The sequence below is a fragment of the Parafrankia irregularis genome, from assembly GCF_001536285.1.
Taxonomy (GTDB): domain Bacteria; phylum Actinomycetota; class Actinomycetes; order Frankiales; family Frankiaceae; genus Parafrankia; species Parafrankia irregularis.
In genome coordinates this window covers 159,093-172,690 of record NZ_FAOZ01000003.1, presented here as the reverse complement: position 1 = coordinate 172,690, position 13,598 = coordinate 159,093, and the positions used below count along the sequence as shown (strand labels likewise).

12 protein-coding genes are annotated in these 13,598 nt (G+C 70.4%); 10 read left to right on the top strand and 2 right to left on the bottom strand.

All coding sequences use genetic code 11. The annotated features are described in order from the left end of the window. Nucleotides 1-229: 229 nt before the first annotated feature. Complete coding sequence (locus AWX74_RS05690) at nt 230-982, top strand: GntR family transcriptional regulator (RefSeq protein WP_131799407.1); 753 nt, start codon at nt 230-232, stop codon at nt 980-982. Between the two features lie 86 nt (nt 983-1,068). On the opposite strand, the gene AWX74_RS05685 is transcribed toward AWX74_RS05690, so the two are convergent. Further along, complete coding sequence (locus AWX74_RS05685) at nt 1,069-2,178, bottom strand: intradiol ring-cleavage dioxygenase (protein ID WP_397311294.1); 1,110 nt, start codon at nt 2,176-2,178, stop codon at nt 1,069-1,071. A 440-nt stretch (nt 2,179-2,618) separates the two neighbouring features. On the opposite strand from AWX74_RS05685, the gene AWX74_RS05680 reads away from it, so the two are divergent. Further along, on the top strand, nt 2,619-3,206 hold the full coding sequence (locus AWX74_RS05680) for a DUF4333 domain-containing protein (protein WP_091272333.1): 588 nt from the start codon (nt 2,619-2,621) through the stop codon (nt 3,204-3,206). A 105-nt stretch (nt 3,207-3,311) separates the two neighbouring features. Here AWX74_RS05680 and AWX74_RS05675 read toward each other — a convergent pair whose 3' ends face one another. After that, complete coding sequence (locus tag AWX74_RS05675; RefSeq protein ID WP_207550258.1) at nt 3,312-4,283, bottom strand: phospholipid scramblase-related protein; 972 nt, start codon at nt 4,281-4,283, stop codon at nt 3,312-3,314. 178 nt (nt 4,284-4,461) lie between these two features. Between AWX74_RS05675 and AWX74_RS05670 the strand changes: the two genes are divergently transcribed. The 8 genes from AWX74_RS05670 to AWX74_RS05635 all read left to right on the top strand — a co-directional run bounded on the left by AWX74_RS05670 (nt 4,462) and on the right by AWX74_RS05635 (nt 13,590). After that, nucleotides 4,462-5,340 carry a carbon-nitrogen family hydrolase gene (locus tag AWX74_RS05670; protein ID WP_091272329.1) on the top strand — a complete coding sequence of 293 codons (879 nt, stop codon included), beginning with the start codon at nt 4,462-4,464 and terminating at the stop codon, nt 5,338-5,340. An 828-nt stretch (nt 5,341-6,168) separates the two neighbouring features. Next, the gene (locus tag AWX74_RS05665; protein WP_091272326.1) at nt 6,169-7,563 is read left to right on the top strand and encodes an ABC transporter substrate-binding protein; all 1,395 of its coding nucleotides are present in this window, start codon (nt 6,169-6,171) and stop codon (nt 7,561-7,563) included. A 3-nt stretch (nt 7,564-7,566) separates the two neighbouring features. Next, entirely contained in the window at nt 7,567-9,690 is a 2,124-nt protein-coding gene (locus AWX74_RS05660; RefSeq protein ID WP_091272324.1) for a branched-chain amino acid ABC transporter permease, read from the top strand. Further along, complete coding sequence (locus tag AWX74_RS05655; protein ID WP_091272322.1) at nt 9,671-10,384, top strand: ABC transporter ATP-binding protein; 714 nt, start codon at nt 9,671-9,673, stop codon at nt 10,382-10,384. Before AWX74_RS05660 ends, AWX74_RS05655 begins: the two co-directional genes overlap by 20 nt. Then, nucleotides 10,381-11,136 (top strand): ABC transporter ATP-binding protein, encoded by a 756-nt coding sequence (locus tag AWX74_RS05650; RefSeq protein WP_193209663.1) that lies wholly within the window; start codon nt 10,381-10,383, stop codon nt 11,134-11,136. Before AWX74_RS05655 ends, AWX74_RS05650 begins: the two co-directional genes overlap by 4 nt. Then, complete coding sequence (locus tag AWX74_RS05645) at nt 11,133-11,603, top strand: hypothetical protein (RefSeq protein ID WP_091272320.1); 471 nt, start codon at nt 11,133-11,135, stop codon at nt 11,601-11,603. The genes AWX74_RS05650 and AWX74_RS05645 overlap by 4 nt, the downstream gene beginning before the upstream one ends. Nucleotides 11,604-11,988: 385 nt before the next feature. Continuing rightward, nucleotides 11,989-12,888 carry a M48 family metalloprotease gene (locus AWX74_RS05640; RefSeq protein ID WP_131799406.1) on the top strand — a complete coding sequence of 300 codons (900 nt, stop codon included), beginning with the start codon at nt 11,989-11,991 and terminating at the stop codon, nt 12,886-12,888. A 465-nt stretch (nt 12,889-13,353) separates the two neighbouring features. Continuing rightward, nucleotides 13,354-13,590: an MbtH family protein gene (locus tag AWX74_RS05635; protein ID WP_091272316.1), complete on the top strand. Its 237-nt coding sequence runs from the start codon at nt 13,354-13,356 to the stop codon at nt 13,588-13,590. The last annotated feature ends 8 nt before the right edge of the window (nt 13,591-13,598 follow it).

Sequence of the window (13,598 nt, the reverse complement as noted above, 5' to 3'; positions counted from 1 at the left end):
GCGCCCGGGCCCGCCGGGCACTAGACGGGGTGGCCGGCGGCGCGGCGCCCGGTGAGCCCGGCATGGCGGCGGGTCAGTGGATGGGTGGTTGTGGGTAGCCGTTCTGCTGCGCAGGCGGATCGCTCACAACCTGACCCGTAACCTGACCGACACCGCCGGACGGCTTGTTGGTGCATGAAATCTGATATGAAATGGCATCCGTCCGCTTGCACGGGAGAGGGGGCGTCGCGTGGCGGCCTTGGACGGTATGGCGGCAGTGGGCGACCTCGGGGTCGGGACTGCTCGGACCACGCACCGGGACGTCATCGACCGGCTGCGGCGTGCGATCCTCATCGGCGTGCTGCCGGCCGGCACCCGGCTCGTCCAGGCGGACCTGGCGAGGCGGCTGCGGGTCAGCGTGACGCCGGTGCGGGAGGCGCTGCGGGACCTTGTCGGGGAGGGGCTCGTCGACTTCGACCCCTACCGGGGCGCCACCGTGCATTCACCGACGCTCGCCGAGCTCGAGGAGATCTACGAGATCCGCACCCGCCTGACCCCGCCGGCGGTGCAGGGCTCGGTCGACCGCGCCACGAACAGCGATCTCGCCGAGGCCGAGGCGCTGGGTGCCGCGATGGAGGCCACCAGCGACCCGGCCGAATGGGTGGACCTCAACCGCAGGTTCCACGCGGTGCTGATCGCGCCGTGCCGGCGCGCCCACCTGCTGGAGATCCTGACCCGGATGTCCGATCTGTCGACGCTCTACGTCGGCGTCTCGCTCGGGGGCGACAGCGGGCGGCGGGAACGTGGGGACCACGACCACCACGAACTGGTGAGCGCCTACCGGGCGCGTGATGTGGGCCGAGCGGTGACCGTCTCGCTCAAGCATGTGGCCGACACGCTGGATGACGCGCGCGCCGCGCTGCTGCGCGGGCCCGCGCCCGCGCCCGCGGGTGGCGAGCTGGACGGCGACGCCGGCGACCGGTCGTCAGGCCCCGATCTCTGACCAGCCGCCCGACGTCCCCGACCAGCCGCCCGACGTCCGACCTGCCGGTTGGGGCGATCCGGCGGACCGCCCCGGGCCCCGCGGCCTCAGGCGCTCGGGGCCTGCCCGCCGGGCGCTCCCGACGGCGGCTGTCCGCCGGGTGCTCCGTAGCCCGCCTGCCCTCCCGGCGCTCCCGAGGGGGGCTGTCCGCCAGGTGCGCCGCCACCGTTGCCGGATGCCCCGCCCGGCGCGCCGTAGCCACCCGGCTGGCCGCCTCCCGCTCCGCCTTCTGCGCTGCCTTCGGAGCCGCCTGCCGCGGCGGCCTGGCCTCCGCCGCCCGCGGCAGTCGTCGTGTCGACGCCGGCGGTGAGCGAGACCTGGTAGCCCGCGGTGGCGCTGCCCGTCACGGTTCCGAGCTGGCGTGCGGCGGAGTCGTCACCGAAGACGTTGTCGTTGTCGAGGGTGACCTGGGCCAGGTTGGTCACCGACTGCTCGTACCCGGTCTCGGTGTAGGCCGCGTCGCAGATCTCCTTCGGCAGCGCGACCTGTGAGGTGGCGATCGCCTTGGTGGAGTCCGTGATGGAGGACTGGTCGGGATACACCTCGAAGTGGATGTGCGGCCAGCGCCCGGAATAGCAGGCCGGGAAGATGCTCGTGAAGCGGACCACGCCGCTCTCGTCTGCCACCTGGACGCCGCGCAGATAGTTCTCGCCGGTGATTCCCTCGCTGTACAGCGAATACTTTCCGTCGCGGTCGCAGTGCCATACGTACACCGCCGCTCCGGCGAACGGCGCGGCACTGTTGGCGAGGTCCGTGATCGTCAGCTCCAGTGTCATCGGGATTCCCTCGGCGGTCCCGCTGGCGTCACCGAAACTGCTTCTGATGTCACTGCGGATGATGCCGTCCTGCTCCAGGACGTCGGGCCCGTTGGACCCGTCACCTGGATAGGGGCCGGCGGTCTCCTCAGGGATCTCCGCGCTGTTGGAACTCGCCGCGGTGGCGCCGCCGGTGCCGGACGAGTCGGTCGAGTCGGTCGATCCTCCGCAGGCGGCGAGTCCCGCTGAAGCGGCCCCCACACCCAGGAAGGTCAGCATCCGGCGCCGGTTCACCAGGATGCCGAGGCCGGCGGCGGTGTCCTGGTCGACAGCGTCCGCGGCGGGGCGCTGCGCCAGCCCCGGGAGTATCGGCCTTCTGGCGGGGTCGCGCTCCTGCATCATTGCTCCACTTCGCATGTCGTCCGTCGGGTCGGGTCGGTCGTTCGTGTCCCGTTACCGGTGTCTGCCACTTCGAAGGGTGCCGGGCGCACCCGAGGCCGCGCTGTGCGCAGGCTGTGCGGTCGCTGTGAGCCTCGCTGGACGCGTGGCGGGCGGCCGGAATGCCCGCGCGCCCTGTCCATCCGGCAGCCGACAGCGAGGATGTCGGCTGCCGGTTTCCTTTTGCCGTTGTCGCAGTAGTGACATTGTTTTACCGGCTGAACCCCTCTTATCTCCTGCTACCTTGACGACGGGGCGCCGCGTGGGGGTCGCGGTCAAAATTCCGCCCCGTTGGCAGCGAATTCTTCGACGGTTCGGTCCGGCGCATTCTGCGTGGGTGCCGGACCGGCGTATGCCGAAATCCATCCCGGTGGGAGTTTCGGCTGACTGGGAAGGGGACTGGAATGACTGGGAACATCCGGACCACTCGGCGTGGGGCGCGGTTCGCGGTGGTCGGTGGCGGCCTGCTGGCCGCACTGCTGCTGGTGGGCTGTGAGGGCTCGGTCTCCCTGGGCGGGCGCGAGGTGGCCTCGGGGGACGTCGAGCAGGAGATCGTCGCGAAGTTCGGTGCGCTGTTCCCGGGCCAGAATCCCGCTGTCGACTGCCCCGACTCGCTGCGGGCCGAGGTGGGCACGACGATGCAGTGCCAGCTGACAGATCCAGGGGATGGCACGACCTACCCGGTGAACGTCACCGTCAACACCGTCGACGGGGCGGACACGAAGTTCGGGCTCGACCTGGTCGGTCTGACGGCCGTCAGCGAGGAGGAGGTCGAACAGCAGATCATGACGAACTTCGGCAGCCAGTTCGACCGCACCGACCTCGCTGTCGACTGCCCGAGTGCGTTGCGGGCAAAGGCGGGAGCGACCCTGCAGTGCACGCTCACCGATCCGGCCGACTCCACCAGCTACCCGGTGAACGTCACGGTCGACGGTGTTGACGGTGACAGCACCAGCTTCAGTTTCGAGCTCGGCGACGCGAAGACCGCCTGAGGGCGGCCGGAGGTTCGGTGCGCCGTGGTGGCGCGCCGAACCTCCGCGGGCGGCGAGGGCATCCGGAACAGGTCGGGATGAACCTGCTCCGCGGGGTGAACCTGCTTAGTTGAAGCCTCGGGAATCCTGCTTGAGCGCGGTGTCGATGGTCAGCGCGGAGGCGACGACCAGACTGAGCATCGGCTGGGGCAGTGGGCGGTGCAGCTGGACGACGTAGTTGTCCGCCGAGGTGAACAGGGTGCGCGCCAGGCCTTCCCAGGTCTTGGTCACCCGGGCGACCTCGGTGTCGGTCTGGTCGACGATGGAGAAGTTCCACGCCCGCCAGTTCTCGGCCTTGATCATGCCGACGCTCACGCCGTCGGCCTCCAGGCTGAACCGGATCTTGCCGAAGACGTTCTGCTGGGCGATGCGGCCGATCTCGCGGCCGTCCGGCAGCTCCACGATGACCTTTGACTTGAGCAGCTTCCTCGGCCGGGTGAGCACCAGCTGCGGAACCCCGGCGGTGTCGCGCACCTCCAGCCGGTGCGTGAAGTACTGGTCGATCGACCCGACGAGCCGCACGGCCTTCTTCAGCGCGCTCTGGCCGACCTCCACGACCGAGCCGATCTGGGTTCCCTGCTGGTTGAAGACGGCGTACTCGTTGGTCAGCTCGATGAGCTTCGTCTTCTGGTTGACGACAAGGACGGGCTCGCTGAACAACGTGCCGCCGCCCTGCGCGGGCACGTGCACACCGGCACGCTCATGGACCTGCCGCTGGATCCGTTCCGGTGTGGCGCTGGTCTGGACGGGCGGAGGCTGGTAGCCCTGCGGCCCGCCCCAGCCACCCGGCGGCTGCTGCGCCGCAACCTGCTGGGCCGGCGGCTGCCCGTACGGCTGCTGCCCATACTGCTGCTGGTGCTGCTGCTGGACCGGCGTCTGGCCCGCCGGTGCGGTCCCCGGCCCGAGCGGTGCCGGTGCGGTGGCCTGCTGGTGCGGCGGCGACGCGGGCTGCGTGTGGCTGGTCCACGCGTTGCCGTCCCACCAGCGGGTGCCGGGTTCCCCTGATGGATCGTCGTACCAGCCGGGTGGTGTTGACATAGGCCCCACTTTGCCATCTCCGGCGTTTCCACCGGAACCGGCGATGCTGTCCGACTGATGACCGCCGGACTCGCCGGGCCGGTCCGGGGCGCGGCGGTGCCCGGCGCCGGCGCGCTGTCGGTCGGCTGGGCCATCAACATAGGGTGTCGGCCGCGGAACGTGAGCGAACGGAGCCGATGTGGTCAGCACGGATCAGGCGAGCCCGCCGCCCCTGCGGGCCGTGCTCCTGCAGGTCGCCTCGCCGGACGGGGAGAGCACACCAGCCAGGACGGAACGAGTGCTGGCCGCGTTGGAGGCCCTCGATCCGGACGAGACGGATCTGGTCGTGCTGCCCGAGCTGTGGGCGACCGGGTACTTCCACTTCGACCGCTACGAGGCGGATGCCCAGGCGCTGGCCGGTCCCGCAGTCTCGGCGTTGCGTGCGACGGCCGCGCGGCGCGGCTTCCATCTCGTCGCCGGCAGCCTGGTCGAACGCGGCGAGAGCGGAGCGCTGCACAACACCACCGCGGTGATCGGGCCGGACGGCGGCCTCCGTGGCCGGTACCGGAAGATCCACCTGTTCGGATACCAGTCGGCGGAGGCGCGACTGCTCACCGCCGGCGACGAGGTCTTGGTGGCGGGCACGCCGTGGGGCGGCCTGGGTGTCGCCACCTGCTACGACCTTCGGTTCCCGGAGCTGTTCCGGCTGCTCGTCGACGGCGGCGCCGAACTGGTCGTGGTCGTGTCGGCCTGGCCGATGGCCCGCCTGGAGCACTGGGAGCTGCTGTTGCGGGCCAGAGCCGTCGAGAACCAGGTCTTCGTGGTCGCCTGCAACGCGGCCGGCAGCCATTCCGGTGTTGAGCTGGCCGGCACGAGCCTTGTCGTCGATCCGTGGGGTGTGGTCCTCGCCCGTGGTGACACCGCGGCGGGGATGCTGCGGGCGGAGCTCGACCCGGCACGGCTCGCGGCGGTCCGTGCCGAGTTCCCCGTCCTCACTCATCGTCGGCTTGCGGCCGTGCCCACGGGACCCGCGACCACGCCCGCGGGCCAGCTGGCCGTGCCGATAGTGGAAACGTAGTTCTCGTACGCGAGAGCATTGATTCGGGTGGCCAGTGTGAACTTCATCACCACTGGTTGGTGTCGCGGTCGGCCGGATGAGTTGCGCCGACTTCGCCTTGGGTAGCCGTTGACGCCGCCGGCCTCGAGTGCATCTGTCGCGGAAGACGTCCGGTAGATCGGTGCCGAGGGTGGCCGTCGGCGCAGCCCCGCGGAAGATTCTCCCGGAGCTCGCGCCGTCCGTGGTGGGGTGCGGACTCGCAGGTAGGTGGCTGGAATCCCAGCGGTGGCAGTCAAGATTGCCGCATTGTCGCCGACTCCCGGCGGATCGGCCGCCGACGTGGGTGATCTATGCCGCATCGGCGGGGCGTGGCTTGCCGAACGGCTAGCCCTCGGGTTGGTCGTGGCGGCCGGTGTGCGGGTGTGGTGGTGTCGGCACCTGCCGGCCGACCGGCAGGTGACTCTCCGGCCTTCTGTGCCCACATAGGGTGCCTCTCTCCTGGGTGCTGGCCTGTCGGCACTACACGATTGGGGTTTGATTCTCGTGATGGGAGCCGATAGTTTCCTCACACCGAGAAGATCCCTTCCGGAAACCGCGAGCGATGCTCACGCCATGATCGAACCGCGTGGGCTGTCGTCGGACCTGCCCTGACCGACGACGCGAGAGGGCGCGCTCGTGTGTCCCCGGTGCTGCTCGGCGGCTCCACCATGCCCAGCTCGACCGGACCCGACCGGACCCGACCGGACCGACCGTCACCGCCCGCGACGCCGCGCCCTGACGCGGCCTGGCCTGGGCTGGCGCGGTGCGGCGGTCTGCGGCCGTATCGGGATAGCAAGGAGGAGGAACTCCGTGAAACCGCGTAGAACTGTCGCGGCCATCGCCGCCGTTGCGGCGGTGTCCGTGTTCGCTGCCGGGTGCGGCCGGAGCGGGGGCGGCGAGTTAGGCGCCGAGGACGCGCCGGCCACCGAGGCCGCCTCCGCCGCGGCGGGCGACTTCGGCTCCCTGAAGGACGTCTGTGGGTCGGGCGATGCGAAGACCGCGTCCGCTCAGGGCGTCACCGCGAGCGAGATCAACGTCGGTGTCTTCAGTGATGTCGGTTTCACCAAGAACTCGGAGTTCGACGACGCCGCGAAGGTCTTCACCTCGTGGTGCAACGACGCGGGTGGCATCAACGGTCGCAAGATCGTCTACAACCTGCGCGACACGAAGATGCTCGAGGTCCGCCAGCGGATGATCGAGGCCTGTCGCGACGACTTCGCCATTGTGGGCGGTGGCGCCGCACTCGACTCCGGCGGTGTGGAGGAGCGGCTGAAGTGCCTGCTCCCGGACATCCCGGCGCAGACCAGCATGGTCGACAACATCGGTTCGGACCTGCAGATCGACGCGATCGGTGCCGGCCACTCGTACGCCCGCTACGTGGGCTATTACAAGTGGCTGATCACGGAGGCCCACCCGGACTCGGCGGGCGCGATCGGCTTCATCTCCGGTGACTCGCCGGTCACCAAGACCATCGGGGCCCAGAACGTCGAGGGGATGAAGGCGGTGGGCGGCACGGTCGTCTACGACGACCTGTACCCGGCCGTCGGCGTCTCCGACTGGACTCCCTACGCCCAGGCGATCAAGAGCAAGGGCGTCAAGGGCCTGGTCTTCCTGGGTGACTTCCGCAGCCTGGCGAAGCTGGAGCAGGTGCTGAAGTCGATCGACTACAAGCTCGACTGGATCGACGCGAACAGCAACGCCTACGGCTCGTCGTTCCAGGAGCTCGGCGGCGACGCGGTCGCCTTCCAGAACAACTACGCCGACCTCAGTGGCGTGGCGCCGCTGGAGGCGAAGGACGACATCCCCGCCCTCGAGCAGGTCGAGGAGCTGTACAAGAAGTACGCGCCGAAGGCCGACATCACCTTCCCGGCATTGCGCGCGTTCTCCTCGTGGCTGCTTTTCGCGAAGTCGGCCCAGGAGTGCGGTGACGACCTCACCCGCAAATGCCTCTACGACACCGCCCGCGAGCAGACCGACTGGACGGCCGGCGGCCTGCAGGCCGATGTGGACATCTCCGAGACGGATGCCCCGATCAAGTGCTTCGACGTCGTGCAGCTGAAGGCGGACGGCTGGGAGATCGCCGACTTCAAGCCCGACACCGATGACCTCTACCGGTGCGACGCACCGGAGATCAAGTTCACCGGCGACTACGGGAAACCGCTCACTCTGGCCAGCGTCGGCAAGAGCCTGAGCGACTTCCAGTAAATTATGGAACAGTTCCTCACCTTCGGGATTGTGGGCCTGAGCACCGCCGCGATCTATGCCGTCATCGGCAGCGGTCTGGTGCTCACCTACACCACCACCGGCGTGTTCAACTTCGCGCACGGTGCGGCCGGCATGATGGCGGCGTTCGCGTACTGGCAGCTCACCGAGGGCTGGGGGCTGCCGGTACCGCTCGCGCTGATCCTTGTCCTGGCGGTGCTCGCGCCCGGCTTCGGCCTGCTGGTCGAACGCCTGGTGCTGCGCCCGGTGCAGGGCCTGGGCGACGCCGAACGGCTGGTGATGACCGTCGCGATGCTCAGCGGTCTGATCGCCGTCTCACGGTGGGTCTGGGACCCGAACGAAGCCCGGTCGCTGCCGAAGTTCTTCGAGAACGCGGACTCGATCGACCTCGGCCCCGCCACGATCACCTGGCATCAGGCGATCACCATGATCGTGGCGGTGGTGGTGGCCGTCGGCCTGCGGGTCCTGCTCTACGGGACCCGCGTCGGTGCCGAGATGCGGGCGAGTGTCGACGACCGGGCCCTGGTCGGGCTCACCGGGGCGAACCCGGTGCGTGCGAACAAGGTCGCCTGGATCCTCGGCACGCAGCTGGCGGCCATCGGCGGCATCCTCATCGCCCCGGCGGTCACCCTGGACGCCGCCCAGCTGTCGCTGCTGATCGTCAGCGCCTACACGGCGGCGATCTTCGGCCGGCTGCGCAGCCTGCCGCTGACCTTCGTGGGCGCGATCGTGGTCGGCTGCCTGGAGAGCTACCTGACCGGCTACCTGCCACAGAACCAGTACCTGCCCGGTCTGCGGCTGGCGGCGCCCGCACTGCTGTTGTTCCTGGCGCTGCTGGTGTTCCCGCACCGGCGCCTGCGGGGCCGGGACACCAAGGCACGCCCGGTGCCGGTGCCGTCGGTCCGTGGGACGCTGCTGTTCGCCGGTGCGATCGTGGTGTTCGGCCTCGTGCTCGCCTCGCTGCTCGGCGAGGGTGAGCTGATCAGCTATGGGCAGATCTTCTCCTTCGGTGTGATCGCGCTGTCCTACATCCCGCTCGCGGGCTATGCGGGCCAGATCTCGCTGTGCCAGCTCAGCGTGGCCGGTGTCGGCGCGGCGGTCTGGGCACATGCGGGCGGGCACGGGGAGCTGTGGGCGCTCGCGCTGGCCGTGGTGGTCTCCGGGGTGGTCGGTGCGTTGATCGCGCTGCCCGCGCTGCGGCTGTCCGGCGTGTACCTGGCGCTCGGCACGACCGCGTTCGCGTTCATCCTCGACCGGTGGATCTTCACCCTGCCCTCGTTCGAGATCGGAGGCCTGAAGATCTCGCTGTTCGACGGCGGGGCGGTCGACGTCGCCGGGCCGTCGCTGTTCGGCTGGCACCTCGACGACGGCTCCGAGCTGATGGTGTTCGCCGCCGTCTGGCTGGCACTGGCGTCGATCGCGGTGATGGCGCTGCGGCGCGGTCGCTTCGGACGTCAGCTGATCGCCCTGCGCGACTCCGAGGCGGCGTACGCCACCCTCGGCGGCAACCTGCTGCTGGCCAAGATGGCGGTCTTCGCGCTCTCCGCGGGCATCGCCGGTCTGGGCGGTGCGCTGTACGGCATGCAGCAGCGTTCGGTCAGCGGCGACCAGTTCAGTTTCGTCGCGGGCCTCCCGCTGTACCTGGTGGCGGTCGTCGGTGGTCTCACCGTGGTCGGCAACGGCCTGTTCACCGGTCTGGCGCTGGGCGGCTCCTTCCCGGTGATCGCCGCCGCGGGGACCTTCGCGCAGAACCTCACCTCGCTCATGCCGGCCCTTGCCGGTCTCGGGCTCTCCAAGAACCCGGACGGGGCGGTCGCCGAGGTGCGCAGTGGTTACGAGGCGGTGGGCCGCAACAAGCCCGTTCTGGGGGTGCTCGGCATCGCGCTGGCGGCGCTGTGGGTGCTCCAGCTCCAGGACGTGCTGGACGGCTGGACGACCTTTTGGCTGGCGCTGCTCGCGCTGGTCGCCGCCCAGGTCATCGCGCAGGCCCTGGAAGGTCGGCAGGCCAGATCCACCGCATCGGACGTCCCCGTCGAATGGTGGGGCGTGCGCCGCGGGTGGCGCCGGGAGGACGAGGAGGTGCTGGCCCGTGGCATTGCTGGAGGTTAGGGATGTGACGGTCGCCTTCGGCGGGGTGCGTGCGCTCAGCGACGTCGCCATCTCCGTCGAGGGGGGCCGCATCACGGGCCTGATCGGCCCGAACGGGGCAGGGAAGAGCACGCTGTTCGACGTGATCTCCGGCCTGCGCCGGCCGTCGTCCGGGCAGGTGTTCATCGACGGTCACGAGGTCACCCGGCTGGGCCCCACCCGGCGTAGCCGGCACGGGCTGGCCCGCACGTTCCAGCGGCTGGAGCTGTTCGGTCGCCTCAGCGTGCGGGACAACCTGCTGGTCGCCGCCGAGCTCGGCGCGCACCGGCGCCAGGCCGCGGCGCTGGTCGACGAGATCCTCGACCGGGTCGGCCTGACCCGGCTCGCGGACACCTCGGCCGACACCCTGTCGACCGGCGTCGCCCGCCTCGTCGAGGTCGCCCGGGCGCTCGCCGCCCGGCCGAAGCTGCTGCTGCTCGACGAGCCCGCCGCCGGCCAGGACCCCGAGGAGACCGAGCGTTTCGCCGAACTGCTGCGCTCGCTCGCCGCGGAGGGGACCACCGTGCTGATCGTCGAGCACGACATGGACCTGGTCATGAGCGTCTGCGACGACCTGCACGTGCTCGACCTGGGCAGGGTCATCGCCTCCGGACGTCCCGACGAGATCCGGCGCAACGAGCTCGTGCTCGCGGCCTACCTGGGGGACGCGGCATGACCGGCATGACCAGTGTGAGCGGGGCGGGTGGGATGACGGCGCCGCAGCCACCCCCGCTGCTCGAGCTGCGTGACGTCCGCGCCGCCTACGGCAGGATCACCGTGCTGCACGGGGTGAACCTGAGCGTGTCGGCCGGGCAGGTGGTCGCGCTGCTCGGCCCGAACGGTGCCGGCAAGACGACGTCGCTGAACGTCGCTTCTGGAACCCATCCGGCGCTGTCCGGCCAGCTGATGCTCGGCGGGCGGGACCTGACCGGGGCCAACCCGCGTGATCTGGCGCGGGCCGGCGTGTGCCTGATCCCGGAGGGCAGGGGTGTCTTCCCCAACCTGTCCGTCCGCGACAATCTGCTGATGATGACCTTCACCGGTCACTCCCGCGACGAGATCGAGACCATCGCGTTCGAACGGTTCCCGATCCTCGCGCAGCGGGCCAACCAGCCCGCCGGCAGCATGTCGGGCGGCGAGCAGCAGATGCTGGCGCTGGCCCGAGGCCTGGCCACCGACCCCGCCGTGCTGCTGCTCGACGAGCTGTCGATGGGGCTCGCCCCACTGGTCGTGGCCCGCCTCTACGAGCAGGTCGCCGAAATCGCCAGCCACGGCGTCGGCGTCCTGGTCGTGGAGCAGTTCGCCGCCGCGGTGCTTGGCATCGCCGACCACGCGGCGGTGCTGGTGCGGGGCCGCGTTCAACGGGAGGGCGCCCCCGACGAGCTGCGCGCCGAACTATCCGCCCTCTATCTGGGGAGTTCCACATGACGACTGACTCGCGCGCGGACCGCTTCGTCCGCGAGCTCGGGGAGTTGAAGATCCCCGACCCGGCGGCTGGCCGGCCACAGCTGTGGGTGCGCCTGGGCGTGGTGTTGATGGTGGCGGGCGGGGCACTGGCCGTCACCTCCTACGCGATGTCACACGGCACCCGCGACCCGCTGGTCCAGCGGGACGCGATCACTCTGGGACTGGGGGGCGTCACCGCGGCTGTCGCCGGCGCCGCTCTGTTTCTGCGGTACTCGCTGACCGGCTTCCTGCGGTTCTGGATGGCGCGGCAGTCCTTCGACCTGGCCGTGCTCGGTGACCGGATCATCGATCCCGCCGCTGCCACGCCGGCGGTGGCACCCGCCGCCGCGCCGCAGGCCCCGGCTCCCGCGGCCCCGGCAGCGGCGGCCCCGGCTCCTGTGGCCGCCGCTGGGGACAAGGCAGCTGCGAAGGAGACCGTCGCATCCTGACGGCTGTCCGTCCGGAGAGCTGACCGTTCTGAGAGCTCGCCGCCCTGACGGCTGTCCGTCCTGACAGCCGCGTGCGGACGGTCCGCCACCGTGCAGGGAGTACGCACCAGGCCCAGGCTCCGGGCATCACCGACCACCCGTCGGGGATGCCCGGAGCCCTTTTTTGTGCGCCGTGGTCGGCCGGGCTGCAGGCAAATGCTGGGATCCTCCGCAGCCGCCGTGAATAGACGGGGTATGGTCCAACCGGTAGCCGGGCAAGGCAGTTGTGTCGATTTCCCGGGTACGCCGTCAGTCAGTACACGCGTCGCAGGGGTCCAGGCGTCCCAGAGCCCGAGGAGTCCGGGTGTTTGACCATTTCGCCTTTTCCGTGGTTATCGCACCTCTGTTGGTCCTCGTTGGAACCTGGGTGATCGCCGAGCGGATGAGGCCGGAGCCGGCTGCCCGGGCGTTCGCCTGGTCCGCCCTGGTCGTGTCGTTCGCGAGCGCGGTCAACCTCCTCGCCTTCACGCTGAAGGCCCTCGCGGAGCTGCACTGGGTCGCGGGCGTCGGAAGCTGGTCGGCCGCGATCGTGCGGGCGGACACGGCCCACGTTCCCTGGGTGACCGGCCTCGCGGCGGTGTGGACGGCGGTGGGGCTCGCCGCCGTGGTCGTGGGCCGCAGCCGCTACCAGAGCTCGTTGCGCGCGGCCTGGGCGGCCGTCGACGGCCTGCCCGGCGATGGCGAGGTCACGATCATCGCCGACGACCGGGTGGAGGCCTTCGCGGTGCCGGCCCGGCCTGGGCGTACCGGGCGGGTCGTCGTCACGTCGGGCATGCGGCGCGCCGTCGACGACCGGCAGCTGCACGCCGTGGTGGCCCACGAGCGGGCCCACCTGGCCGGCGGCCACCACCGGCTGACCTGGATGGTGCGTCTCGCGGCGCTGGGCCAGCCGCTGCTGTGGCCGATGGTCGCGAAGGTCGAGTACCTGGTCGAGCGGGCAGCGGACGAGGCGGCCGCCCGCGACGTGGGCGATCGTGACGACGTCGCGAGGGCGCTGGGCAGGGCCGCGGTCGCGGTCCTGGACGCCGAGGAGGACCGCGCCGGGCAACGGCGGCGCCACCAGGGCCTGCTGGCGATGGGTTACCCGCCCAGCGTGGTGCCGCGCCGGATGGCCGCCCTCGCGGCACCCGCTGCCCACCGGCGATGGCTGCTCGCCCTGCCGCTCGGCATCGCGGCCGGCACCGTCGTGTGGACCTTCGAGTGTGCCTACGATCTGCACGAGCTGCTCGTCCACGCCGGAATGTAGCTCCCGGCCGCACGATTCACCGCTGCCGCACGATCAACGCTGCCGCCGGCCCCGAGGCCGGCGGCCCTTTTTGTGCGTACGCCGGACGGCCGTGTGAGTCAGGTCGGCACGGTCGGTAGCTTGACAAACCGAGCGATCGACTACAAGCTTGTAGGAGCTTAGTTAAGGCTTACCTAATCGGAACGGCTGCCGGCGACGGGAGGTGCCCAGCGCGACCTTCCCAGGCCTGCGCCGGGCCGTGTGGGCCCAGGTGGACCCACCGTCGGTGACCTGGCCCGATCGCGTGACGGATCGTCGGTAACCCCGGCGGCCGGACATCACCGGGTGGCGACCCTCGCTCTTTGTCTGTCGTGCCTGTTCTCCACTCGTGTGTTTTGTTTGCCATTCCTTCCTCGGTGTGCGCCGAAGAGGTCTCTTCTTCCTGCCCGAATTCAGTTGTCTCATGAGTGCGGAGGTCTTTCTGGCATGACCGGCAGCCCTTTCGACGACGAGAACGGCCAGTTCCTCGCCCTGCTCAACGACGAGGGACAGTTCTCGCTCTGGCCGTTGTTCGCGCAGGTCCCGGCGGGCTGGCGGGCCGTGCACGGGCCGGAGTCGAGGCAGGCCTGCCTCGACTACATCGAGGCGCAGTGGACGGACATGCGCCCCGCCAGCCTCATCGAGCGGACACCGCGCGACCGCAACGGCGGGGCCCCGGGCTGACACCGCCA